The sequence below is a fragment of the Candidatus Marinarcus aquaticus genome (assembly GCF_004116335.1).
Lineage (GTDB): Bacteria > Campylobacterota > Campylobacteria > Campylobacterales > Arcobacteraceae > Marinarcus > Marinarcus aquaticus.
Window position 1 is genome coordinate 1 of record NZ_PDKN01000007.1, and the last position, 23,672, is coordinate 23,672.

A 23,672-nucleotide genomic window follows, 5' to 3' on the forward strand; every position below is an offset into this window, starting at 1 on the left:
GGTAACTCTGCGATTGCTTTATTACAAATTGCAGATAAATCAATGGCGGAACAATCAAACATTCTTGATACCGTTAAAGCCAAATTAATCCAAGCCAATACGGCTACTACGTCTAGTGCGGGTAGAAATGCTATTGCTGCGGATATTGCTAAATTATTAACACAACTTGATAATATTGCTAAATCAACCAATTATAATGGTACGCAATTGATTTCAAATGCAGCTGGTAATGCTGCAGCTACTGCAATGACATTCCAAGTGGGTGAAGATTCAACCAATAATGCAATTAGTACAAGTACCATTAATGCAAATACAACGGGTTTAAGTTTAAATGCATATACCAGTATTACTACTATTGGTGCAGGTTCAGCTGCAACAGCACAAACAACAGTTGATACGGCCATTACAGACCTGAATAAATACCGAAGTGCAGTGGGTTCTGTACAAAACCAAGTAGAGTCAGCAGTACGAAACTTAATGACTCAAGCAACAAATGTAAAAGCGGCTGAAGCAATTATTCGAGACGTTGATTACGCGGAAGAATCTGCTAACTTCAACAAACAAAACATTATCTCGCAAGCGGGTGCTTATGCAATTGCACAATCTAACGCTGCGCAACAAAACGTATTGAGACTTTTACAATAAGTCGTTAAAGCAGTAGCATCGCTACTGCGATATACGTTTCTGTGAAAACGTTCTTAGATTACTTCGAATAACAAAGTAATCTAGTTCAAGCACTTTATTTTCTTTTATGAAGCCCAAGGGTTATCCACCTTGGGCTTTTATTCCCCTTTTCACAGGGATTTTATAATCTTTATTTAATGGATTTATGACTATACTATTACATGAATAAACAACAAGAATTTGAACAACTGCAACAAACTTTGCAACAAATATTTATTAAAAATTTCAACTTCTTTAAAACAACTTATCCCCATTTATATCAACAAATTATTGAGTTTGAAAATTTACATATTGAAAACCACTCTATTGAGTTTATTAATGACTCTTTTCAACTTATCAATGTAAATAACAAGCAAACTTATTACAGTATGGATCCCTTTGTAGAAGCAAAACAGCGACTCAATGCTTTTAGTTTTTCAAATGCCTTTGCCATGATTAAATTAGATGCAATAAAAAAAGAGCGTCATTATGAAAATGAAATCAATGCCTATGAATACCTCAATGAATATATCGAACACATAAATGAAAACAACATCAACCATGCCATCCAAAAGTTTGTATTTATTGGAACGTTATTGGGTGTTCATCTGAATGATTTTCATGCACAATTTCAAGCCAAATCATATTTAATCATCGAACCTGATATTGAGATATTCAGACTCTCAATGTTTATGACCGACTACACAGAATTAGCCAAAGATGCTTCACTACACTTTTGCATCGCTCAAAGCTCATTGGAGTTTAATACAACGATACAAAAGTTTTTACAAGACAAACAAGAGTTCAACCATCTTATTCACTATGAACTTTCCCACAAAACATATGAACACTATCTTGAAACGCTCTCTTTACAGCTTACACAATTCAGTGAAATGAGATACCCGTTTAGTGAATACCTCATCAGTTTAAAACGAGGATACGAATACTTTTTAAAAGAGCATAAACCCATTTTAAATCTTTCAACCAATTACTCATTTTTCAACGACAAACCCGTAATTTTATTGGGAGCTGGTCCCTCTTTAGGTGAAAACATTCAATGGTTACAAGAGCATAAAGATACGTTTATCATCGTTGCAGCCTCTGCCACACTTAAACAACTTGAACTTCATAACATAAATCCTGATATTGTTATATTAATTGAAGGCAAACATGAAGTCATCACGCAATTTCCTGAGACAAACCAGATATTTGAAAAGAGTATTATTCTTTCATCCATAAAAATTGATGCAGCTGTATATGCCCGATTGAAAAACAATCCCATATTTTTTATGCAAAATACCTTAGAACTCTTTTTCGAAAATGGATTTTTTTCAGGTATTACCGTTGGAGATGTAGGTATAGATGTGCTGCTTAAGTTAGGAAGCAATGAGCTTTATTTATTAGGAATTGATGCAGCTATCAGTAAAACAGGAGCAACTTATGTCAATACTCACCCCTCTTCAAGCAGTGTGGATTTAACACAAACAAAAGATTCGCCATCTGTAGATTTTGAAAAAGACATTCACTATGTTAAAGGGAATTTTGAAGATGAAGTGCCTACATTTACAGAGTATTTTGAGATGATAGAGCACCTCAAAGAGCGCTTAGCACATTTAAACAGCGATACTCGTATCTATAACTTATCGGATGGTGCCTATTTTTATAATACCACTCCACGGCATCCAAATGATATAGTATTTTCAGAAGACTCTTTTGATAAGCAGAGCCTACATAAAGAGTTGAAAATATTTTTAGAGTCTCACAGTAAACACCAGATGAATGAAAAAGACATCAAAGCGATTCAAAAAGAGAAAAAAGTGCTTAAAAAACTGATATCACTTAAAACAGATACAAATATTTATAAAAACTTTCTACAACTTAAAAGAAAATTTGAATACTCTATAGTGATGAGCATTGTGAATAAATACTTTAATTTAACAAACCCTTACTACAATTTTTTTGAAGACAAAAGTGTAGTAGAGCCTATCAGACAAAAACAAATAGAGACTCTGTTTCAAAAAATAGACAGCATCTATTCAGATATAAAAGAGAGATAGAGATGAAAGTTCTTCTGATTACTTATGACAATGAATCACTCGTTCAGTGGTTTCCTCAGGGCATGGCATATATTGCAGGAACACTTCTTAAACACAACTATGAAGTCGAAATCTATGAACAAGACATTCATCACTATCCAGAATCTCACCTTACTGAGAAACTTAACAACGAATATTATGATGTTGTAGGTTTAAGCTTTATTGGTGGCTATTATGAGTATAAAAAAGCTTTAAAGATTTCAGATGCCATTAACCAATCAACACAAAGACCTCTTTATATTATTGGAGGATTTGGTCCAAGTCCTGCACCCCACTACTTTCTAGAAAAAACAGGTGCTGATGTGATTATACGTGGTGAGGGTGAAAACACCATCATAGATCTACTTGAACACTATAAACAAAAAAAATCTTTCAGTAGTGTTCTTGGCATTGCCTATGAAGAAGATGGAAAAATGTATGTGAATGCAGATCGCCCTTTAATTGAAGATGTAGACAGCATACCTATGCCAGCATATCATCTTTTTAATATTGAGCACTATAGACTGCTTCGTATGCCAAACTGTACTTCCACTGATTTTATTATGCCTGTTCTTAGTGGCAGAGGATGTACTTTTACCTGTAATTTTTGCTATCGTATGGATAAGGGTTTTCGAGCACGAAGCAATGAAGCCATTATTGAGGAGATTAAATATCTTCAAAAAAACTATGGCATTACTTATATTGCATTTTCAGATGAACTGCTCATGTCTTCTATTGGTCGAACCATGAGTTTGTGTGAAGATATCATTAAATCTGGTATTAAAATTAAATGGGATTGTAATGGTCGGCTTAACTATGCCAAGCCGAAAGTTCTAAAACTGATGAAAGAAGCAGGCTGTGTTTTTATCAACTATGGGATTGAAGCATTTGATGATACCATATTAAAAAATATGGACAAAGTACTTACAACCAAACAGATAGAATCAGGAATTCAAGCAACTCTGGATGAAGGAATTAGCCCTGGGTTTAATATTATCTTTGGGAACATTGATGAAACCAAAGAGACCTTAATGCAAGGGGTAGACTTCCTTTTAAAGTATGATGATGGTGCGCAACTTAGAACCATACGTCCAGTCACTCCGTACCCGGGGTCTCCTTTATATTATCATGCCATTAAAGAGGGGCTTCTTAAAGATGTTGCAGATTTTTATGAGAACAAACACACCAACTCAGATTTAATGACCTGTAACTTTACAAAACTCAGTGACGAAGAGTTTTATGATGCTTTACACGAAGCCAACTCGATATTGTTGCAAAACTATCAAAAACGATTAGTTGAAAAAACCACCCAACAACTTGATAACTTGTATAAAAATAAAGATGCCTCTTTTCGAGGTTTCAGACAGACATAAATAGGAGCCATGGATGAACAATACACTGCATCTTTTAGGAAGAACAGAAGCTTTATTCACTGAAGACTTAAAACAATTGCATGAACAATTAGCACAACATGTTCAAGACGCTTCATTTTTAGTTTTAGGTGGGGCTGGCAGTATTGGTCAAGCTGTAACGAAAGAGATTTTTAAACGTCATCCTAAAAAACTGCATGTGGTTGATATCTCTGAAAACAATCTTGTCGAACTCGTACGAGACATACGAAGCAGTATGGGATATATCAAAGGTGAGTTTGCTACATATGCTTTGGATATTGGAAGTAGCGAATATGATGCATTTATTAAACAAGATGGGAAGTATGACTATGTTCTGAATCTTTCTGCACTCAAACATGTACGAAGTGAGAAAGACCCATATACCCTTATGCGCATGATTGATACCAATATTTTCAATACCGACAAAACCATGCAACAAGCCATTGATAAAGGGACTAAAAAATACTTTTGTGTCAGTACGGATAAAGCAGCCAATCCTGTGAATATGATGGGTGCAAGTAAACGTATCATGGAGATGTTTGTAATGAGAAAATCCAAACAAATTGATGTTTCTATGGCACGTTTTGCCAATGTGGCATTCAGTGATGGAAGTTTATTGCATGGGTTTAATCAAAGAATTCAAAAAGAGCAGCCACTTGTGGCACCCAATGATATCAAACGCTATTTTGTAACCCCTCAAGAGTCTGGTGAACTTTGTTTGATGTCATGCATTTTTGGAGAGAATCGAGATATCTTTTTCCCTAAATTAAGTGAACACTTGCATCTGATTACTTTTGCTGAAATTACAACGAGATACTTAAAGAACTTAGGCTATGACGCCTTTATTTGTAACGATGAAAATCAAGCCAGAGAGTTATCGAAAAAACTCCCTGCTGAAGGGAAATGGCCTTGTTTATTTACAACAAGTGATACCACAGGTGAAAAAGACTTTGAAGAGTTTTTTACTGAAAATGAACAGTTAGATATGCATCGTTTTAAGAGTTTGGGCGTTATAAAAAATGATGCCTTGTATGATGAAGAAAACTTGAACCATTTCACACAGATAATAAAACATCTTAAAAGTGAACTTTCATGGTCCAAAGAGGATATACTTAAAGAGTTTTTGAAACTCATTCCTGACTTTGAACACAAAGAGACAGGGAAGTACCTTGATGGAAAGATGTAATATGAAAGATATAGTCAGCTTTATTCAACAAACATTTCATACAAAAGAGTTTATACCTCTGCATGAGCCACGATTTTTAGGTAATGAAAAAAACTACTTAAATGAATGCATTGATTCAACTTATGTCTCTAGCGTTGGGAAATATGTAGATACCTTTGAAAAAGAGTTTGCACAAAAAGTTGGCAGTAAATATGCCATTGCCACAGTTAATGGTACTGCCGCTCTTCATATTGCACTGCTTGTTGCAGGTGTAACAAAAGAGGATGAAGTCATCACACAACCCCTCTCTTTTATTGCCACGTGTAATGCCATTGCGTATACTCAAGCGCAACCTATTTTTCTTGATGTGGACAAAAATACTTTAGGTTTGTCTGCTCAGGCTTTGGAAAAATTTCTTCACACCCATTGTGAATGCATCAATGAGCAATGTATTAATAAAACAACGAACAAAAGAATCAAAGCGTGCGTTCCCATGCACACCTTTGGTCACCCATGTGAAATTGACACCATCAAGCAACTCTGTGACGCGTGGCATATCACGCTCATAGAAGATGCCGCAGAATCTTTAGGCAGCTATTATAAAAAGCAACACACTGGTACTTTTGGTACATTAGGTGCTTTTAGTTTTAATGGCAATAAAATTATTACTTCAGGTGGTGGAGGTGTCATTGTAACCAATGATGAAGTTTTAGCACAAAAAGCAAAACATCTTACAACCACAGCAAAGATAGCTCACGCCTATGAATATGTCCATGATGAAATAGGGTATAACTATCGCCTTCCCAATATCAATGCGGCACTTTTAGTTGCACAACTTGAACAACTGGAAGCATTTTTAAAATCTAAACGTGAACTCTCACGTATTTATGACAATTTTTTTGCTGCTTATGCTAAGATAGAGTTTATAAAAGAACCTACTCATGCACAATCCAACTACTGGTTGCAAGCCATACAATTTGAAACCAAAGAGCAAAGAGATGCATTTTTAGAGTTCAGCAATACAAACCAAGTGATGACGCGACCTATTTGGAGGTTGTTAAATGAGTTAGAGATGTTTAGACATTGTCAAAAAGATGATTTGACCAATGCACAATATCTTGAACAAAGAGTTGTAAATATCCCCAGTTCGGTGAGAGTATGAAAAAAGAGCCTATTATTTTAATTGGTGGTGGTGGACATTGCCACAGTGTCATTGATGTGATTGAACAAGAAGACAAATACACTATTATTGGTATTGTAGACGTTAAAGAGAGTGTAGGGAAAACTGTGTTGGGTTATGAGGTTATTGGCTGTGATGAGGACTTGGAAACACTCTTTTTACAATGCCCAAATGCGCTCATTACAATAGGTCACATTCAAAGCAACCAAATAAGAGTTGACTTATTTAATAAACTCAAAAAGATTGGATTTCATCTGCCCATCATCATCTCCCCTTTGTCGTATGTTTCACAACATGCAAACATTGAAGAGGGAACAGTGGTGATGCACCAAGCCTTAATCAATGCCAACGTCAACATTGGTAAAAATTGTATTATCAACACCAAAGCCTTAATTGAACATGATGCCATAGTTGAAGACCACTGTCATATCTCTACGGGGTGTATCATTAATGGAAATGTCAAAATTGAAGCACACACCTTTGTAGGAAGTAATGCCACGACTAAAGAGGGAGTAACCATTAATCAATTCGTAAAAGCAGGCAGTGTGATACGATGAAGGTTTTTATCATTGCTGAAGCGGGTGTGAACCACAATGGCTCTCTTGAATTGGCTAAAAAGCTCATTGATGCTGCTGTTGAAGCAAAAGCCGATGCCGTAAAATTTCAGACATTTAAAACGGAAAATTTGGTGTGTAAAGATACTCAAAAAGCCGATTACCAAAAAGAGACCACCAACGCAAAAGAGTCTCAGTTTGAGATGATTAAAAAGCTGGAGTTGGACATAGAGGCTCACCATACGTTGCTTGACTATTGTAAAGAGAAAAAGATTCTTTTTTTATCCACCCCCTTTGACCATGACAGCATTGAACTTCTAAACGAGTTAGGTCTGGATATTTTTAAAATTCCCAGTGGAGAAATCACCAATCTTCCTTATTTACAACACATTGGAAGTCTGAATAAAAAAGTTATTCTCTCAACAGGGATGTCCAATATGGATGAGATTCAATTGGCCTTAGGTGTGTTAATTCAAGCAGGCACACAAAAAGAGAACATCACCGTACTGCATGCCAATACGCAATACCCTACACCCATGTGTGATGTGAATTTAAAAGCGATGCAAACCATTGGTAAAACCTTTGATATAAAATATGGGTACAGTGACCATACCTTAGGCATTGAAGTGGATATTGCAGCCGTTGCATTAGGCGCATGTTGTATTGAAAAACATTTTACTTTGGATAAAGACATGGAAGGGCCTGACCATAAAGCAAGTCTAGAACCAGAGGAGTTAAAAGCGATGGTTCAGACCATTCGAAATATTGAACAAGCTTTGGGCAATGGAGTGAAACAACCCTCACCCAGTGAAATAAAAAACATGAGCGTGGTTCGTAAATCAATTGTGGCAAAACAAGCCATAAAAAAAGGAGAGATTTTTACAGCTGAAAACCTCACAATTAAACGACCCGGAACAGGAATCAACCCAATGAATTGGGAGGTTGTGTTAGGACAAATTGCTCAACGTGACTACCAAGAAGATGAACTCATAGACTAAAGGAAAACGCATGAAACTTTTTGAATACGAAACTGAACAAAGTTTTGATTATGAAAATGGATTTTACCTCACCAGTGATATTTCACGTGTAGGAAAACTGCTATCTCACTATGAGTTGTATAAAATGATTCATGAATTACCGGGGGATGTAGTAGAAACGGGTGTATTCAAAGGAGCCTCTTTTCTTCGATGGTTGAGTTTTAGAAACCTGCTTGAAAATCAAAAATCTCGTAAAGTCATTGGTTTTGACAGTTTTTCGCAATTTCCTGAAACCTCTTTTGAAAAAGACAAACCCTATGTTAAAAAATTTACAGAAGAATCAGGTGAACACTCTATTTCTAAAGAGGAGTTAGAACATATTTGCAGCTTTAAACAGTTTGAGAATTTCGAATTGGTTAAAGGAGATATCGTACACACTTTACCTGAATACTTTAATCACAACCCTCACACTAAAATTGCTCTTTTACATATTGATACAGATGTATATGAACCTGCAAAAGTAGCGCTTGAAACCTTATGGCCAAGAATTGTTAAAGGGGGAATTGTTATTTTTGATGATTATGGTACCTTCCCTGGTGAGACTCAAGCAGTAGATGAATTCTTTAAAGATAAAGATGTAGAGTTTAAAAAACTCAATATCAGTCACAAGATTCCTGTCTATATCAAAAAAGAGCACATATGACTCAAAAAAGAAAAATATGTGTCATCACCGGTACACGTGCAGAGTACGGTTTACTCTACTGGTTGCTCAAAGAGATTGAAAAAAGTTCAACTTTACAACTGCAACTACTTGTTACGGGTATGCATCTCTCTTCTGAATTTGGCTTGACGTATCAAGTCATTGAAGAGGAGTTTCATATTGATAAAAAAATAGAGATGCCACTTCTAGGTGATTCTGCAGTGGAGATTAATCGCTCTATGGGAATTGCACAAGTGGGTTTTGCACAAGCCTATGAAGAACTTAAGCCCGACATGATTGTTCTCTTAGGTGATCGTTATGAGATATTCACAGCCGCAAATGCTGCGATGATTTCACGTATTCCGATTGCACATATTCATGGAGGAGAGTTAACAGAAGGACTCATTGATGAAGCGATTCGCCACAGTATTACTAAGATGAGTCACCTTCACTTTACATCAACCCAAACCTACCAAAAACGCGTCATTCAATTAGGAGAACAACCCGACCATGTTTTTAATGTAGGTGCTTTGGGTATTGAGAGTATTAAAAAGCTTCAACTGCTTGACAAAGAGGCGTTTGAAGAATCCATTAATTTTAAATTGAATGACAAAAATCTTCTGGTGACCTTTCATCCTGTTACTTTAGAAAATGCTACAGCACAAGAGCAGTTTCAAGCTTTGCTGAATACTCTTGATACACTTAACCATACCAATATCATCTTTACCAAAGCCAACAGTGATACCAATGGACGCATTATCAATACCATGATTGATGCCTATGTAAACAAGAACTATCAACACTCTATCGCCTTTGAATCACTGGGACAACTAAGATACTTAAGCGCTTTACAGTTTGTGGATGGAGTTGTGGGAAACAGCTCAAGTGGTTTACTTGAAGCTCCCAGCTTTCAAATAGGTACGATCAATATTGGTGACCGTCAAAAAGGGCGAATAAAAGCAGACTCTGTTATTGATTGTCTTCCTGAAACAAAAAGTATTTTATCTGCTTTACATAAATTGTACAGCGATGCCTTTATAAAACAACTGCCAAGCGTTACAAACCCTTATGACAATGGTAACAGCAGTCAGAAAATTGTAAATGTTTTAGAGAGTGTCTCATTAGAAAATATTTTAAAAAAGTCCTTTTATGATTTAGAGGTGTAATATGAAAATAGTTTTTATAGGTACCGTTGATTTTTCACTTCAAACATTGGAAAAACTGATAGATTTAAATGCCAATATCGTTGGTGTTTGTACCAAAGAATCTTCTTCTTTTAACAGTGACTTTGCCAACTTACAACCCTTGTGTCAGAAGCACCATATCCCTTGTCACTGCACAGAAGATGTTAATACACCTCAAAGTATTGCATGGATTAAATCACTCCAGCCCGACATTGTTTTTTGTTTTGGTTGGTCAAACCTGATTAAAAAAGAGCTGTTAGAACTCCCTGCTTTAGGCGTATTAGGATTTCATCCTACAAAACTGCCTTTAAACAGAGGACGCCACCCAATTATTTGGAGTTTGGCTCTTGGTCTAAAACAATCTGCAACCACCTTCTTTTTTATGGATGAAGGTGCTGATAGTGGAGATATTCTCTCTCAAAAAGAGTTTGACATCAGTGACCACGATGATGCATACTCTTTGTATAAAAAAATAACGCTTACAGCCCTTTCTCAGATTGAAGAGTTTCTACCCCAACTGGAACAAAACAGCTATGTAAAAACAGCACAAGACCATAGCAAAGCAAACTATTGGCGAAAAAGAGGAAAAAACGATGGGAAAATTGATTTTAGGATGAACAGTCTAAGTATCTATAACCTTGTAAGAGCCCTTTCTAAGCCTTATGTTGGGGCTCACCTTGTCTATAACAATACTGATATTCCTGTTTGGAAAGTGGAAATCTTAGATTATAAAGAACCACGCCTTGAACCAGGTAAAGTGTTATCAGTAGAAAACAATTGTATAATAGTTAAAACCAATGATGGTGCGGTCAAAATTCTTGAACATGAATTCACGACTCTGCCAAAAATAGGAGAGTATCTATGAGCAATAAAGTTTTAGTCATTGCCCCTCATCCTGATGATGAAACTTTAGGTTGTGGAGGGACACTGTTAAAACATCAAGCCCAAGGTGATGAGATAAACTGGCTTATTTGCACCACCATGGATGAATCACACCCCTATTTTACAACGCGAGAACAAGAGCTTAAAGAGGTTGCTTCACTTTATAAATTTACATCTGTGCACCATCTCAAACTTAAAACAGCTCAAGCAGATGAGTACACCATGAGCGAACTTATATCATCGATTTCCAAGATTATAAACACGGTTAAACCCAATATTTTATATCTGCCTTTTTGCCATGATGTTCACAGTGATCACAGAAAACTTTTTGAGGCAGCTTACAGTTGCACCAAAACATTTCGTTACCCATTTATTCAAAAAATTTATATGATGGAAATTTTAAGTGAAACAGAGTTCTTTCCTGTATCATCTTCCCCTTTTACACCTAATGTCTTTGTTGATATCACACACTATATGCAGCAAAAAATTGAGATTATGAATCTGTATAAAAGTGAAATCCAAGCACACCCCTTTCCAAGAAGCATTGAAAATATTCAAGCTTTAGCAACCTTACGTGGTGCTACTGCAGGATGCCAATATGCGGAGAGTTTTATGTTGCTTAAGGAGATTCAATGAAAGAGATTCAAGACATTACCGTTTCACCTCTTTCAACGATTAAAGAGGCACTTTCTATTATAGACAGTGGTGCCATGAAAATTGCCATTGTCATTGATAAAAATAAAAAAGTCATTGGAACCATCACAGATGGAGATATTAGGCGTGGTCTTTTAAATGGATTGAACTTGGACTCAGCTATTGAGAGCATCTATTTTAAAAACCCTACGTTGGCCAATATAAACGAATCTAAAGAGGCCATCATACAAAAAGCCATCCATAAAAAACTCTATCAAATCCCCATTGTAAACGACCAAGGGCATTTGGTGGATATTGAAGATTTAGCCACACTTTTAAAAATAACCACGAGAAAAAACCGAGTTGTTCTCATGGCAGGAGGATTAGGTACAAGACTGCATCCTTTAACTCAAAAAATGCCTAAACCACTTTTAAAAGTGGGAAATAAACCTATTTTAGAGACCATCATTGAAAACTTTTCCAAATATGGGTTTGTGAATATCACCATCAGTGTGAACTATAAAGCAGAGATGATCAAAGAGTATTTTGGTGATGGTTCTAAATTTGGTGTCTGCATTGATTATATTGAAGAGAGCCAACGATTAGGAACGGCTGGTGCACTGAGTCTACTTCCATTTCAACCCAAAGAGCCTTTTTTTGTGATGAATGCCGATTTGCTGACCAATGTCAACTTCACACATCTTTTAGATTTTCATATACATGAACATGCCACTGCAACAATGTGTGTAAGAGAGTATGATTATCAAATCCCTTATGGGGTGATACAAACACAAAACAGCAGTATCACTTCAATTAAAGAAAAGCCTATTGAGACTTTTTTTGTCAATGCGGGTATCTATGTCTTATCTCCAGAGGTGTTGCACTATATTCCTAAAAACAGTTTTTATGACATGCCAACTTTGTTTGAACAGCTCATTTCAAAAGAGCATAAAGCCATCTCTTTTCCTCTGCATGAATATTGGCTCGATATTGGTCGAATGAGTGATTTTGAAGAGGCTCAAAATGAGTACTTTAAGGTCTTTGATGAATAAATCAAACTCATTTCTAGCCATTATCCCTGCACGAGCTGGAAGTAAACGTTTACCTAATAAAAATCGTTTATCTTTGTGTGGGAAACCTTTGATTACGTGGAGTATTGAAGCAGCAAAACAAAGTCAGTATCTTAGCCATATTGTGGTTTCAAGTGACGATGAAGCCATACTTACTCTTGCAAGTCAATTAGAAGTAGAAGCTTTACAACGTCCGAGTGAGTTTGCCCAAGACAGCTCTTCAACAGTTGATGTGATTAAACATGTATTACAATATCATGCTAACTATGAGTATATCGTTCTTTTACAACCCACCAGTCCACTTCGAACTTCACAACACATAGACCAAGCCATTGAACTTTTACATGAAAAAAATGCGGATGCTATTATCAGTGTAAGTCCCACTGCGCACTCTCCACTTTGGTGCAATACGCTGCCAAAAGACAACAGTATGAGCCATTTTTTAAGCGATGAGTTAAAAACAAAAAGAAGCCAAGACCTCCCAACATACTACCAACTCAATGGAGCAATTTATATCTGTAAAACAAGCGCATTACTCAAAGAGAACTCTCTGTTTTTAAAAGAGAATATTTTTGCTTTTATCATGGATAAACAAAGTTCAGTTGATATTGATGATGAGTTGGATTTTCTGTTTGCACAAACTATTCTAGAGAAGAAATAAGCTGTTTTATTTTAACTTAAAATCTCATCAACTAACTTATTTAAATGTAATTGCATTGTATTTAAACAATTATTATGTTGTTGCTTTTGACTATTTAACAATGCATACACACTCTTTAACAAATCCTCTTTTGAATTAACCCATACCATTAATCCATTGTCAATTTGAAATTTATCATAATGACATATAAAACTTCTTGTAGAGATTGTTGGTGTATTAAAAAAACATGCTTCGGTATTTAAAGTTCCTCCACCACCAATAAATAAGTCTGCATACGCTAAAAGGTGTTGAATGACTATTTTTTCTTCTAATACCGTTGCAAAAGGGAACTCCTCTTTTAAATATGCACTTTCATACCTTGGAATAATAATAATATTGGCATTTGTTGTATTATAAATCTCTTCTAATGCTTCATATAAAATAGGGTATTTTTTATCTACGTAAGAGGATTTATACTCCTCTTCTCTGATAATAATCATCTTTTTTGATAAATCAAGATTATAGGATTTCAGAACCTTTTTAACATATTCAAAATCTGGCTCAAAATGTTTCAGCCATATGACAGGGTCAATGAAATCATAATCAAAGATTTGTTCTTCATCCAATGAAAATCTTAAAAAAATTTCATCAGGTACTACAAAAGGTTTAAAAACTTTACTTGATAAAGGCAGTGTTAATCTTGCTTGAGGAAGTGCTTTTTTAAAGTTGGTATTGTAATCAGATAAAGGAATATCATAGAAATTAACAACAGGTATACCCAAACCAAAAGCCACACGATTGGCATCAACGGAACATAAACACACAAGTCTGTCAATATCATAAAGAGTTACAAACTCCATCAAAGCTTTTTGCCTCTCAATTGATGCATGCAGTTTATCTTTTAAGCAAGCTCCACCAAACTCTCCTCTATTTATAAATTCCATATTATAAAGTCTTAACAGTTCCACGACTTCAGAGTAATCTTTTCCTTCTCTTGCGGTGATTAAAACTTTTCTTCCTCTTTTTTCAATCTCTTTAATCATAGGAATAAAAAATAAAACAGATTTTGGAGTTACTAAATCAAACCAAATCATTATTAAACCTTATTTATCATTTTAATCTCTAAATCGCTTACGCAATCTACTTCAAGCCACTTCCCATCAATCCAAACAGGATTAACTTCATGTAAGTTATCAATAATTTCTTGTATAAAAGTTGTCATATACATATTATCAAACTCATTTTGTGATAATTTTTTTCGTAAAACTTCATCATAAAAGTGAATTATCTTGGGCAAAACTTTCTTTGAAATTTTAATTAAACCAATATATTGACCATCAATCTCACTATAATCTCTTGGCTTTTTACCCAGTTCAATAATTTTATTATCTTCAACTTTTAAAGTTTCAGCATCAAGAAGAGGGTTATCCATTCGCTGGAGCCACAATTGTTTCCAACTTTTATCAACAACAACACTGATATCAGAAGGTGCATCCATCAATTTTTTTAATACTTGTTTATCATAGATAATATCTGAATAAGAAATTATAAGATCATCATTCATCCACTCTTTTGCACAAAAAAGGGAATAGGTCATATTGGTTGAATCATACTTGATATTTTCAAAATAAGTGATTTGCTCTTTGTTAAGGTACTCTTTCAGAACATTGGATTTATACCCTGTTACAATCGATGTTTTATCTATGCCACACTCTTTGATACAATTTAAAATTGTTCTTATTATCGGTACAGAATTATATGCAACCATACACTTTGGTTGATTATTGGTAAGAGGTCGTAAACGAGTTCCTTGACCTGCCGCTAAAATTATTACTTTCATATTTTTATCCAAAAAAATTTTTTATTACATTGAGTTGTATTTGATTAAATGGCTTTTCTCGTTCAGGATGCCACATCTGAGCAAATATTTTATACTGCCGATGTTCAATAGCTTTGATTATGCCATCTTTAGTAGATGCACTACATAATAAAGACGATACTAACTCTTTTATACCATAGTTATGATAAGAATTGACATTATCTAGCTTTATTAAATCTCCATAATACTGTGATTTTGGATTAACAGATAATTGATGTTGGGTACCAATTTGGTTTTCGACGTCCATAAAACTACTATTAAAATAGTGAGCAATAATTTGAAGCCCACGACATATCCCGAACACAGGAATACTATGTTCAATACAATAACTAATAAGCTGTTTTTCAAATTCATCTCTTTTATTAGAGAGTTCATTGGGATTACATACGTTAAGATCATTACCTCCAGTTAATAACACACCCTCAATATTTAACTCCTTAAAATAGCTTTTAAAGTTCACTTCATACGGTAGTGCTATTGGTAAAAAACCACATTCATACATAAATTTACAATAGTTAATATCCAAAGCTTCTCGAACTTCATCATCTCCTGTATGGTCTATTAATCGTTGAGTTATTGCTATTTTTTTCATGATATAATCTTAACTTGTTTATTTGCAGCATCGATGGTTATCATATTTGCTTTTTTATACTTTAAAAACATATTTTCACCACAGCCAATTACAGCAGGAATTTTCAATTCTGCACACCTTATTGCCATATGAGAGTTCGCCCCACCATAACACGTAATCAAACCTGAGATATTTTTAGAAAAAAGATAATCATACCCTGGATCAGCAGACTTTATACAAACTATTTTTCCTTCTACATTAATCTCATTAATGTTCTCTATGTCAGCTATATTTGAAGTAACCCTTTCGAGTGTTACAAAATTTGCTTCTTCAACTCCTACAGAAAAACTATAGATATCATCTTCATGAGTAATTAAACTAGGCAGCTTAATAGCTTGTGTATATTTATAAAACTCTTTATTTTTCTCAATATCTTTTTTAAGAATATCTTTAACATCACGATGATCTAATGTTGCATAAAGATTTTTAAATTTTTGAATATCTAAATATGCAAGGTCATCTCTGCTCACATTTACTTTACAGCCAAACTCTTCTATATAGATCAATATTTTACTCAAATGTTTTGTAAATATAAACTTTGCATACTCTCGACCCTGAATCGATTCTTTAATAAATGTTATTAATCCATCATAATTACATTTAAGTCCATTTTCAATGATAAGTTGCTCTATTTTTTCTTTTTGAGCTTTTGAAAATTCAAAAGCTTCTTGCTTACTTTCACATCCAAAACCTGAAAAGTATTCATCATATGCTTCATCATATCTTTTTGAACAGATATCATATGTACCTGGCCTTAAGTGCCCATAATCCTCTAAAAACTTTTTTTTCGATAAATATTTTTTATCTTCAGATATTTTTTTTGATATGGTTTCGATACTGTTTAAAAATTGATATTGTTCTTGAGATGTTATAATCTTCTCTTCTACAAATGAGTTTAAGAATTGTACAGCAATAAACGCTGCTCTTGCAACTCCAGCAAATGGGAGTGTTCCATATCGTTTACAATCCTCAATAAGCCAATATATCTTCTCTATTATAGGTAAATTTGATTCTACTATATCCTTATACTTCTCTTTTAAAAGTTCAATTTTATTTAAATCTTTTTTATACAAACCATTTTTTATATCTATAATATTATTAGTAAGCTCTAAAAGTTCAAACTCAATTCTTTTTATTTCATTATCACTGAAACCGTGTTGTTGTAGTTTTTTTAATTTCTTATCAATTCCAAGATAATAACAAGAAAATACAATTTTAAATTCAACTTTATCATGATTATTTGAATTTTTAGAGAGTTCTTCAAGATAAAATTCAACTAATTTAGCTGCTATACTGTTATGCAAGTTTTCTGGAATAAAAGAGTTAAAAGAGACCCTTACATCTATGAAAGGTACTCCTAAAAAAGAGACCAATAAAGGAAAAGATCTCAAGTTCCTATAACCATAATTATCTCTTTGATATGCCCATATTTCATCTGTAACTATCTCTTTATATAATGAGAGGGCTAACCTTTTGGGCTTTATACCTATAATCTCAGCAGGATTCCAATCAGGCATAACACCAAATATACTTCGACTTCCTAGTAACTTTGGATGTTGTGCATTTAATTTCTTTATTTTTTTATATAGTTTTTCTAAACTCTTTTCTAAAGCTATCTCACTTAAATCAAGCTTATTATTTGTAACAATCGTTCTTACTTGTAAAATATAAATTACTTCATCTACTATAGCAAACTCAATATCTAAAAATTGATTCTCAAAAACTTCTTCACACTCTTTTGAAGCTTTAATAAGTTGATTTATTTTGTGATTTTTGTCTTGTTTTGAATTTTTAAAGACAATTCTTGTTTTTAAATTCTCACCTTCACCACCTGTCACACTATTTGTACTTCCGCTCTCATCATAATTAATAATATAATAAGGAGCCAATGTATCTATGTCTGCAGTAAAAATTACTCCACTCATAGATACATTTTTAAGCATGGGTTGAACAAACACTTCATCTTTATTCTTCACAACATCACCATATGATTGTATAACCATGTCAATAGCTTTTTCTAACTCATTTTTCCTAAGTTGTACATTTTGTATACTTTCAAAACCACCTGCATGAGATGTGATACCATTATCTTCATTTGAAGATGAAGAACGAACGATGATTTCAGCATCAAAAGACTCTAAGCATTTATTTAAAATGCTTTGCTTGTTCTTTAAATAATCCTTTACATAAAACCTACTCAAAGGCAATATTTTAGCTGATAGAATTTTGTTCGATAAATATTCTAATGTTTTTGCTTTTGATAACGATGATAGTTTCATACTTTTTTTGCAGTCCATGCTCTGATTTTATAAGGTACTTCAATGATCTCTAAATCTTTTATTTCTTTTTCAATCATGGCAATGATTTCATTCCACCTTTGAACACCTGCTTGAACTTGTATATCATTTACTGAATGCCATGCACCCATATATCTCTCTTTACTCATCAATTCCATATGATCGGTTTCCATAAAAAAACAGTTCTTAAAATCTCCTGTAGAAACTAATACGTACTCCCACTCTTGTGTACTTTGAATTCCAGATGAGACTCGTTTTAATTCTGGAACAATTTTTTTAATATTTTCTTCAATATTTGTATGGAACTCAGATATTTTAATATTTCTAGGATTCCACATTGCTGTAAAATACCCTTCACTTTTAAGAATACGTGCAAACTCTGGTAATGATTTTTGTGGATCAGTCCAATGAAAAGAAGAAGCCATAATAACCCAATCAGCAATATTATCTTTTATTCCTGTCTCTTCACCACTTCCTTTTAACCACTGCACATTTTCAAATTTATTTGTATATTTAATCCCTTCTTCTCGCATGGCATCATTAGGTTCAACTGCTATTACAGATAACCCCATTTCAAGTAACATTTTTGTTAACTTACCTGTTCCTGCTCCAACCTCAACGATTTGAAAAGTTTCATTTTTTGTCTTATACTCCATTATCTTTAACAAGTTTTCTAAAAGTAATTGACTGTATGCTGGTCGATTAATATACTGCTTGGCTAATTTTGTAAAATCTCCTTGCTTCATCACTTCTCTCCAATTAAATTTAAAATTTGTTCTACTTTTTCATTAAGGTGATTGTTTTCACTGTTTTCAATGATTAATTCACAATTATGAGGTCTGTCATACGGTAAATTTACACCTACAACATCATCCCTTTGACCTTTTAAAGCTTTTGAATATAACCCTTTTTGATCTCTTTTTATCAACTCTTCAATCGTACACTCAATAAAAATCTCAAAATATTCTTCAATCTCTTTTCTATTAAGGTCATGTATCTCTTTATATAAAGACATCGTGGCACACACGACATTGATATCTTGAGAGATTAAGAATTTACACATTTTATGAATTCTTTTTGCATTTTCCAATCTATCTTTTGGAGTATGTCCCAAATCATTCCCTAACACTTCGCGAAAAATGTCTCCATCTAAAAAAACTGTATTGTCATACTTTTTCTTTAATTTCTCATATACTGCTTTTCCAATAGTTGTTTTTCCACTTCCACTTAGACCGGTTACCCAAATGAGTTTTCCTTTTTGTTGCATCATGTGTAAACCCAATTTGGATGCTTCTTATGCGTTAAAATATACTCTAGATTTTCTAAAAGGTACTCTTCACTGCATCCTATATTAAAAATAGCTTCTTTTTTATATTTTTCAATTTTATTGGCATATGCTTCTTGGTTTGTTTTGATTGTATCAATTACTTTTAAAATATCACTTGTTTTTTTAGCATGAAACCCTAACTTCTCAACAGGTCTTCTTTGGGGATCAAATACTTTGACTCCTGGCGCAAAAAATATTGATGGCTTCAATGTGGTTAATGAGTAAGTAAATGCTGTAGTTGAAATGTCAGTTATCATACATAACGATCGGGCATAATCTTCTAAAAGAGATTTATTTGAAAACTCAACTCTTTGATTGTCTTGAAATTTTGTTTTTAAAACATCATAAGAGGGGTGAGTTAAGCTTGTAGGGTGCGCTCGATAAATAATACTATAAGAAGTTTGTTCCAATAAAAACTCAATCAAATGTTGATCAAAGCCAACGTTATAGGCCAAACTCTCTTCAGTTGCAGTTTGAGGAGACTTTACAGTGGGTGCAATTAAAATACTCTTTGTTTCTTTATAATTGTTTTTAACAGATTCATACGATTTAATCGTTGCATCCAGTTTTAAATACCCCCCTTTAATAAAACATCGATTCGTACAATCATAATTGTTTTTTTCATTGACCATAGATGAAATTGCACTCTGCGTTGCAAAAAAAAGATATTTATATCCACTCTCTGGGACAACACCTGTAAATGCATCATGAGACAAATAGAGACCTACAGCATTTTGAGAGATCAAATTCTTACTTGTAATATTAGTGGAAATAATTAAATCTATGCCCTTTAAGTTTAAAGAATCTAAAAAATATTCATTTTGAAAAAATGGAATTTCTAAAGTAATTGCTTTTTTATCAAGCATTGCATCTTTACAATGAGGAGACTTAAGGTTAATCACACACCAACCGAGTTCTTTGAACTTTTCATGTAAATTTCCAAAAAGTGATGTGTAAGTTGCAAACATAGAAAACATTACCACACATTTTTTATTTTTTTCTACTTTAGAATAAAAAAGTTGTTTCCATTTTTCTACTTGACGCTTATATATGTCTATCTCAGGCTGCATTCAAAACCCTATTTAAATCAAATAAACTATTAACAATATGCAGGTTCTTCTCTTCATGGTTTTGATAACAAGGGTGATACAAAATTGTTAAATACTGCTCACTGGTTTGAGCAATATTTTTATCATTAACAATAAAAATATCAATCTTATTTAATAAAGGAATTACCTCCTCATCTGTTATAAACTCAATTTTAGAATCAGCAACGGTTTTAACTACTGCTAAAATATCTTTATTAAAAGAGTGAAAAGTAATCTGAATATCACTATTATTAATTGTTTCTAATAATTGAATAGAAAATCCTACTGCTGAATTAAACATTGAATTTTCATACTCTATATCTTTTAATTCTTCAAAATTAATACAAAAAAACAATCTCTTCATTTCCCCTCCCCTTATGTACTGTATCATTTATTTACTATATCATTTATTTTTTTATAATCCTCTTCACCCATGGGGTAAGCAATGACTTCATCTAACTCACTCACATAAAGACTTTTTGATACCATCTGCAAAATAAATATAAAGACCAAATGTGCTGTTTAAATCGTCCTTCTTTCCCTTCTAAATATAAATATTTTATAAATTCACTATGAAATAACCCACTCTCATTGGCTACTTTTAACATTAATGTTAAGATTTCTTTATCATATTCTGCGTATAACCATTCAATAAAAGGAGAGCTAAAGCCTTTTTTTCTTCTATTTACAATAGAAGTAGGTATATATTTTGAAGCAATTTTCTTTAAAAGATATTTATTGGTATCTCCTGCCCGAAGGTGCCCAGGTAAAGACAACATATAATCCACTAACCTATAATCTAAAAAAGGAGCTCTTAATTCTAAAGAGTTTGCCATGGACATTCGATCAATTTTACTCATTAATACTTCAGCAATCCAGATTTTAAGATCAACTTTTGACATCCATAAATAAGGATCATTTTCATATGGATGTTTTTCTCTTACATCAAAGCAACTTTCAGTTTGTAATTTATCCAATTGCATTTTTGTAAAAGTCTCCCCTCCACTATAAAAGATTTGTTCATTGTTACACACTCGATTTAAATATTCCCAACTTCTAGAAAGATTTTGGTTATTGTCTAAATAGTTTTTCAGAAGAGATTTACTGTTGCTTGATAGCTCATTATTCATAGAATAAAATTGTGCCATATGAAAATAATTATCATACCCTAAAAATATCTCATCACTCCCTTCTCCACTTAATGACGTTTTAATGCCTTTCTCATGAATCATTTTACTGATTAAATACGTAGGAAATGATGCGGAGTCTCCCATTGGTTCATCAAAATGTGTTAAAACAGTTTCCATGATATTAATATAATCTTTTCTACCTATTCTCAATTCATGATGGATAGAACCAATATGTTGTGATGCTTCTTTAGCCTCATTCAGTTCATCATAATGTAAATATTCATCATAACCAATTGAAAAGGTATTGATTTTTTTTCCTGAAACTTTTGCATAAATCGCACTTACCAATGAAGAGTCTATACCTCCTGATAATAATGAAGCCACTTCTTCATCTCCAACAAGCCGCTTCTGCACTGAATCAAATAATAACTCTTCAATATTTAATAGTGCTTCTTTTTCACTGATATTCAGAAGTTCTTTTTCTCCTGCTTTATAATATCTTTTAATGGTCAGATTATTGTTTTTATAAATTCCATATGTTCCAGCTTCTAATTTGTAAATACCTTCAAAAAAGGTATATGGAGGGAGGGATGATTGAAAAGAAAAAAATTGTTGCATTGCAATTTTATTAAGAGAAGGTGTGGTTTGTAACAATGCAAGAATGGCTTTGATTTCACTTGATACCATAAATCCTTTAAGTGAAGAGTAGTAAAGGGGTTTTTTCCCAAAACGATCTCTTGCTATAAAAAACTCTTCTTTGTTAGAGTCGTATATACAAAAAGCAAACATTCCGTTAAGATGATCCAACATTTTATGTCCAAACTTTTTATACAAGTGAAGCAACACCTCTGTATCACTTTTCGTTTGACAGTTAAAAGAGAATTTTTTCTTTAGATCTTTAAAGTTATAAATTTCTCCATTAAATACAATTGTATACTCTTCAAATTTCATTGGTTGATTAGAGCGCTCTTCAAGATCAATAATTGCCAGTCTTTTGTGCCCCATTTTTACACTGTTATTTATCCATACATCGGTTGCATCTGGACCTCTGTGATGTAATGTATCTAGAGCTTTTCTAAAGTTTTTTTCACTGCTCTTTCCTACTTCTAAAAGTATTCCACACATGTTTTATTCACCTTCAATTTAAAATAATATTTTCCCATTTTCTGAACGTTTGAGAAAGAGAAAACTCATTTATACAACGTTGATTTAACTCTTTAACTTTCTTATTTGGTTGATTCAATACATCCACTATTTTTTGAGCCAATACTTCAATATCGTTATCAATAAATTCTACATTTTCATAACCAGCAAACTCTCTCCACGATGGTATAAACTTAAAAGAGATTATTTTACAGTTTAAACTTAATGCTTCTAAGAAAGTATTGGGTAGTCCTTCATACACTGAAGGAAAAAGAAATGCTTCACAATTGGCCATATAACAATAAGGATTTTGTTCATAACCTTTAAAAATCACTCTTTGCTCTAATTTCAAACGCTCTGCCTCTTGCTGAATATGTAGTTTATCTTTCCCATCTCCAATAAAAACTAATTTGGTTTTCATTTTTGAGGCAATAAGACTATACGCATACAACGCCTCTTTTTGTCCTTTTTGTCGAGTGTCAAACCTTCCGACATGCAACAAAAAAGGTTCTTTAATATCACACTCGACCAGTGAAAGCTCTTTGATTTTATCTATATCTATTCCATTGGGAATCACTTTTGAGATAATATTATATTCTTTTAACTCTTCTGCAACACCTTGACTCACAGATATTACTTTTATGTTCTTATATAATTTTTTAATATTGGACACATAAAAACTGTAAGGCATCAAATGTATCATTTGATTTTTATACATATTTCCAATACTCACACGTGAAGAAACAATCACATTTGAATTCTCTTGTAAAGCAGTTAATGTGCAAATATTATTATAATCTTCAAAAGAGATAATCTTATCAAATAATGTACTTTTAAAAAAAGTTTTTATTCCTTTAACTCTAAATTTAAAAAGTTTTTCTCCAGTTTGTTCTGCTGACAGTTCTTTTTTAGAAAAATATATTTGCGGCAGATAAAAAAGTTCTATATTTTTATCCAAAGTATACATCACTTCTTTTGTTTCAAATAAAAGAATAGACACTCTACATTTTTGCACAAAATAATTGGCTAATAATGCTATATTTTTTTGTACTCCACCTAAAGT

The 23,672-nt window shown here is 33.2% G+C and carries 23 protein-coding genes; 13 read left to right on the forward strand and 10 right to left on the reverse strand.

Annotated features, from left to right (window positions below; translation table 11 throughout):
- From CRV04_RS09670 to CRV04_RS09730, 13 genes are all read left to right on the forward strand, one after another.
- Window positions 1-645, forward strand: a 645-nt coding sequence (locus CRV04_RS09670; RefSeq protein WP_128996646.1) for a flagellin, incomplete at its 5' end; no start/stop codon positions are given.
- A gap of 200 nt (window positions 646-845) precedes the next feature.
- Window positions 846-2,720 carry a motility associated factor glycosyltransferase family protein gene (locus CRV04_RS09675; RefSeq protein WP_128996647.1) on the forward strand — a complete coding sequence of 625 codons (1,875 nt, stop codon included), beginning with the start codon at window positions 846-848 and terminating at the stop codon, window positions 2,718-2,720.
- A 2-nt stretch (window positions 2,721-2,722) separates the two neighbouring features.
- Complete coding sequence (locus tag CRV04_RS09680) at window positions 2,723-4,111, forward strand: B12-binding domain-containing radical SAM protein (RefSeq protein WP_128996648.1); 1,389 nt, start codon at window positions 2,723-2,725, stop codon at window positions 4,109-4,111.
- A gap of 13 nt (window positions 4,112-4,124) precedes the next feature.
- Complete coding sequence (locus CRV04_RS09685) at window positions 4,125-5,315, forward strand: UDP-N-acetylglucosamine 4,6-dehydratase (protein ID WP_128996649.1); 1,191 nt, start codon at window positions 4,125-4,127, stop codon at window positions 5,313-5,315.
- 1 nt (window position 5,316) lies between these two features.
- On the forward strand, window positions 5,317-6,456 hold the full coding sequence (locus CRV04_RS09690) for a LegC family aminotransferase (RefSeq protein ID WP_128996650.1): 1,140 nt from the start codon (window positions 5,317-5,319) through the stop codon (window positions 6,454-6,456).
- On the forward strand, window positions 6,453-7,031 hold the full coding sequence (locus CRV04_RS09695; RefSeq protein ID WP_128996651.1) for a NeuD/PglB/VioB family sugar acetyltransferase: 579 nt from the start codon (window positions 6,453-6,455) through the stop codon (window positions 7,029-7,031). Before CRV04_RS09690 ends, CRV04_RS09695 begins: the two co-directional genes overlap by 4 nt.
- The gene (gene neuB, locus CRV04_RS09700; protein ID WP_128996652.1) at window positions 7,028-8,026 is read left to right on the forward strand and encodes an N-acetylneuraminate synthase; all 999 of its coding nucleotides are present in this window, start codon (window positions 7,028-7,030) and stop codon (window positions 8,024-8,026) included. The genes CRV04_RS09695 and neuB overlap by 4 nt, the downstream gene beginning before the upstream one ends.
- Window positions 8,027-8,036: 10 nt before the next feature.
- Complete coding sequence (locus CRV04_RS09705; RefSeq protein WP_128996653.1) at window positions 8,037-8,708, forward strand: TylF/MycF/NovP-related O-methyltransferase; 672 nt, start codon at window positions 8,037-8,039, stop codon at window positions 8,706-8,708.
- Complete coding sequence (gene neuC, locus CRV04_RS09710) at window positions 8,705-9,871, forward strand: UDP-N-acetylglucosamine 2-epimerase (protein ID WP_128996654.1); 1,167 nt, start codon at window positions 8,705-8,707, stop codon at window positions 9,869-9,871. Before CRV04_RS09705 ends, neuC begins: the two co-directional genes overlap by 4 nt.
- A 1-nt stretch (window position 9,872) precedes the next feature.
- Window positions 9,873-10,754 (forward strand): formyltransferase family protein, encoded by an 882-nt coding sequence (locus tag CRV04_RS09715; RefSeq protein WP_128996655.1) that lies wholly within the window; start codon window positions 9,873-9,875, stop codon window positions 10,752-10,754.
- The gene (locus CRV04_RS09720; protein ID WP_128996656.1) at window positions 10,751-11,407 is read left to right on the forward strand and encodes a PIG-L deacetylase family protein; all 657 of its coding nucleotides are present in this window, start codon (window positions 10,751-10,753) and stop codon (window positions 11,405-11,407) included. The genes CRV04_RS09715 and CRV04_RS09720 overlap by 4 nt, the downstream gene beginning before the upstream one ends.
- On the forward strand, window positions 11,404-12,456 hold the full coding sequence (locus CRV04_RS09725; RefSeq protein ID WP_128996657.1) for a nucleotidyltransferase family protein: 1,053 nt from the start codon (window positions 11,404-11,406) through the stop codon (window positions 12,454-12,456). Before CRV04_RS09720 ends, CRV04_RS09725 begins: the two co-directional genes overlap by 4 nt.
- A complete protein-coding gene (locus CRV04_RS09730; protein ID WP_128996658.1) occupies window positions 12,449-13,135 on the forward strand; it encodes an acylneuraminate cytidylyltransferase family protein in 687 nt (228 codons plus the stop codon). Before CRV04_RS09725 ends, CRV04_RS09730 begins: the two co-directional genes overlap by 8 nt.
- Window positions 13,136-13,146: 11 nt before the next feature.
- Here the strand turns inward: CRV04_RS09730 and CRV04_RS09735 are convergent, their stop codons facing one another.
- The 10 genes from CRV04_RS09735 to CRV04_RS09780 form a co-directional block, all read right to left on the reverse strand.
- Complete coding sequence (locus CRV04_RS09735; protein ID WP_128996659.1) at window positions 13,147-14,208, reverse strand: DUF354 domain-containing protein; 1,062 nt, start codon at window positions 14,206-14,208, stop codon at window positions 13,147-13,149.
- Window positions 14,209-14,210: 2 nt separating this feature from the next.
- On the reverse strand, window positions 14,211-14,954 hold the full coding sequence (locus CRV04_RS09740; RefSeq protein ID WP_128996660.1) for a phosphocholine cytidylyltransferase family protein: 744 nt from the start codon (window positions 14,952-14,954) through the stop codon (window positions 14,211-14,213).
- Between the two features lie 4 nt (window positions 14,955-14,958).
- Window positions 14,959-15,585 carry a gamma-glutamyl-gamma-aminobutyrate hydrolase family protein gene (locus CRV04_RS09745; protein ID WP_128996661.1) on the reverse strand — a complete coding sequence of 209 codons (627 nt, stop codon included), beginning with the start codon at window positions 15,583-15,585 and terminating at the stop codon, window positions 14,959-14,961.
- Window positions 15,582-17,903 (reverse strand): PEP-utilizing enzyme, encoded by a 2,322-nt coding sequence (locus tag CRV04_RS09750; RefSeq protein ID WP_128996662.1) that lies wholly within the window; start codon window positions 17,901-17,903, stop codon window positions 15,582-15,584. Before CRV04_RS09750 ends, CRV04_RS09745 begins: the two co-directional genes overlap by 4 nt.
- Entirely contained in the window at window positions 17,900-18,667 is a 768-nt protein-coding gene (locus CRV04_RS09755) for a class I SAM-dependent methyltransferase (protein WP_128996663.1), read from the reverse strand. Before CRV04_RS09755 ends, CRV04_RS09750 begins: the two co-directional genes overlap by 4 nt.
- Window positions 18,667-19,188 carry an adenylyl-sulfate kinase gene (gene cysC / locus CRV04_RS09760; RefSeq protein WP_128996760.1) on the reverse strand — a complete coding sequence of 174 codons (522 nt, stop codon included), beginning with the start codon at window positions 19,186-19,188 and terminating at the stop codon, window positions 18,667-18,669. The genes CRV04_RS09755 and cysC overlap by 1 nt, the downstream gene beginning before the upstream one ends.
- Window positions 19,188-20,318: a hypothetical protein gene (locus tag CRV04_RS09765; RefSeq protein ID WP_128996664.1), complete on the reverse strand. Its 1,131-nt coding sequence runs from the start codon at window positions 20,316-20,318 to the stop codon at window positions 19,188-19,190. The genes cysC and CRV04_RS09765 overlap by 1 nt, the downstream gene beginning before the upstream one ends.
- Window positions 20,308-20,700 (reverse strand): hypothetical protein, encoded by a 393-nt coding sequence (locus tag CRV04_RS09770; protein WP_128996665.1) that lies wholly within the window; start codon window positions 20,698-20,700, stop codon window positions 20,308-20,310. Before CRV04_RS09770 ends, CRV04_RS09765 begins: the two co-directional genes overlap by 11 nt.
- Before the next feature lie 100 nt (window positions 20,701-20,800).
- Window positions 20,801-22,591: an asparagine synthase (glutamine-hydrolyzing) gene (gene asnB / locus CRV04_RS09775; protein WP_128996666.1), complete on the reverse strand. Its 1,791-nt coding sequence runs from the start codon at window positions 22,589-22,591 to the stop codon at window positions 20,801-20,803.
- 13 nt (window positions 22,592-22,604) lie between these two features.
- Window positions 22,605-23,609 carry a glycosyltransferase gene (locus CRV04_RS09780; RefSeq protein WP_128996667.1) on the reverse strand — a complete coding sequence of 335 codons (1,005 nt, stop codon included), beginning with the start codon at window positions 23,607-23,609 and terminating at the stop codon, window positions 22,605-22,607.
- Window positions 23,610-23,672: the final 63 nt, after the last annotated feature.

What these genes read in the sequence shown, in the direction of transcription:
- CRV04_RS09715 (WP_128996655.1), top strand. Translation starts at nt 9,873, where the DNA reads ATGAAAATAGTTTTTATAGGTACCGTTGATTTTTCACTTCAAACATTG.
- CRV04_RS09730 (WP_128996658.1), top strand. Translation starts at nt 12,449, where the DNA reads ATGAATAAATCAAACTCATTTCTAGCCATTATCCCTGCACGAGCTGGA.
- neuB (WP_128996652.1), top strand. Translation starts at nt 7,028, where the DNA reads ATGAAGGTTTTTATCATTGCTGAAGCGGGTGTGAACCACAATGGCTCT.
- CRV04_RS09735 (WP_128996659.1), bottom strand. Translation starts at nt 14,208, where the DNA reads ATGATTTGGTTTGATTTAGTAACTCCAAAATCTGTTTTATTTTTTATT.
- CRV04_RS09725 (WP_128996657.1), top strand. Translation starts at nt 11,404, where the DNA reads ATGAAAGAGATTCAAGACATTACCGTTTCACCTCTTTCAACGATTAAA.
- CRV04_RS09750 (WP_128996662.1), bottom strand. Translation starts at nt 17,903, where the DNA reads ATGAAACTATCATCGTTATCAAAAGCAAAAACATTAGAATATTTATCG.
- cysC (WP_128996760.1), bottom strand. Translation starts at nt 19,188, where the DNA reads ATGCAACAAAAAGGAAAACTCATTTGGGTAACCGGTCTAAGTGGAAGT.
- asnB (WP_128996666.1), bottom strand. Translation starts at nt 22,591, where the DNA reads ATGTGTGGAATACTTTTAGAAGTAGGAAAGAGCAGTGAAAAAAACTTT.
- CRV04_RS09675 (WP_128996647.1), top strand. Translation starts at nt 846, where the DNA reads ATGAATAAACAACAAGAATTTGAACAACTGCAACAAACTTTGCAACAA.
- CRV04_RS09765 (WP_128996664.1), bottom strand. Translation starts at nt 20,318, where the DNA reads ATGCAGCCTGAGATAGACATATATAAGCGTCAAGTAGAAAAATGGAAA.
- CRV04_RS09770 (WP_128996665.1), bottom strand. Translation starts at nt 20,700, where the DNA reads ATGAAGAGATTGTTTTTTTGTATTAATTTTGAAGAATTAAAAGATATA.
- CRV04_RS09680 (WP_128996648.1), top strand. Translation starts at nt 2,723, where the DNA reads ATGAAAGTTCTTCTGATTACTTATGACAATGAATCACTCGTTCAGTGG.
- CRV04_RS09685 (WP_128996649.1), top strand. Translation starts at nt 4,125, where the DNA reads ATGAACAATACACTGCATCTTTTAGGAAGAACAGAAGCTTTATTCACT.
- neuC (WP_128996654.1), top strand. Translation starts at nt 8,705, where the DNA reads ATGACTCAAAAAAGAAAAATATGTGTCATCACCGGTACACGTGCAGAG.
- CRV04_RS09720 (WP_128996656.1), top strand. Translation starts at nt 10,751, where the DNA reads ATGAGCAATAAAGTTTTAGTCATTGCCCCTCATCCTGATGATGAAACT.
- CRV04_RS09740 (WP_128996660.1), bottom strand. Translation starts at nt 14,954, where the DNA reads ATGAAAGTAATAATTTTAGCGGCAGGTCAAGGAACTCGTTTACGACCT.
- CRV04_RS09695 (WP_128996651.1), top strand. Translation starts at nt 6,453, where the DNA reads ATGAAAAAAGAGCCTATTATTTTAATTGGTGGTGGTGGACATTGCCAC.
- CRV04_RS09705 (WP_128996653.1), top strand. Translation starts at nt 8,037, where the DNA reads ATGAAACTTTTTGAATACGAAACTGAACAAAGTTTTGATTATGAAAAT.
- CRV04_RS09755 (WP_128996663.1), bottom strand. Translation starts at nt 18,667, where the DNA reads ATGAAGCAAGGAGATTTTACAAAATTAGCCAAGCAGTATATTAATCGA.
- CRV04_RS09745 (WP_128996661.1), bottom strand. Translation starts at nt 15,585, where the DNA reads ATGAAAAAAATAGCAATAACTCAACGATTAATAGACCATACAGGAGAT.
- CRV04_RS09690 (WP_128996650.1), top strand. Translation starts at nt 5,317, where the DNA reads ATGAAAGATATAGTCAGCTTTATTCAACAAACATTTCATACAAAAGAG.